Origin of the sequence: Achromobacter sp. DH1f (assembly GCF_000633435.1) — a bacterium.
In the GTDB taxonomy this organism is placed as follows: domain Bacteria; phylum Pseudomonadota; class Gammaproteobacteria; order Burkholderiales; family Burkholderiaceae_B; genus Achromobacter; species Achromobacter deleyi.
In genome coordinates this window covers 1-469 of the sequence record NZ_AYMF01000130.1, presented here as the reverse complement: position 1 = coordinate 469, position 469 = coordinate 1, and the positions used below count along the sequence as shown (strand labels likewise).

The 469-nt window shown below is 64.6% G+C and carries 2 protein-coding genes; both read left to right on the top strand.

Translation table 11 applies throughout. From position 1 onward, the window contains the following. Positions 1–267, top strand: a 267-nt coding sequence (locus U858_RS0133395) for an efflux RND transporter permease subunit (RefSeq protein ID WP_157838895.1), incomplete at its 5' end; no start/stop codon positions are given. A gap of 37 nt (positions 268–304) precedes the next feature. Further along, positions 305–469 (top strand): response regulator (locus U858_RS0133390; RefSeq protein ID WP_029954818.1); only part of this gene is annotated, 165 nt, incomplete at its 3' end.

Below are 469 nucleotides of genomic sequence, written 5' to 3'. Positions count from 1 at the left end.
CGGCCGATCATGATGACGACCATGTGCGCGCTGCTGAGCGGCCTGCCGCTGATGCTGAGCCACGGCCAGGGGTCGGAATTGCGCCGGCCGCTGGGCTATGCGATGGTGGGCGGGCTGATCGTGTCGCAGGCGTTGACGCTGTTCACGACGCCGGTGGTGTACCTGTACCTGGACCGGGCGCATTTCTGGTACATGCGCAAGAAGCAGGAGCGGGCCGCGCGCAAGGCTGCCCTGGTGCAGCCTGGGCCGGGAGTTGAGTCAAAATAAGCGCCTGTGCATGTCGATACACCCTAGCGGGGCCGCAATGAAGATCCTGATAGTCGAAGATGAACTGAAGACGGCGGATTACCTGCGCAAAGGCCTGGGCGAACAGGGCTGCGCGGTCGATGTGGCGCACAACGGCATCGACGGCCAGCACCTGGCGCTGGAGCACGACTACGACGTGATCGTGCTGGACGCCATGCTGCCC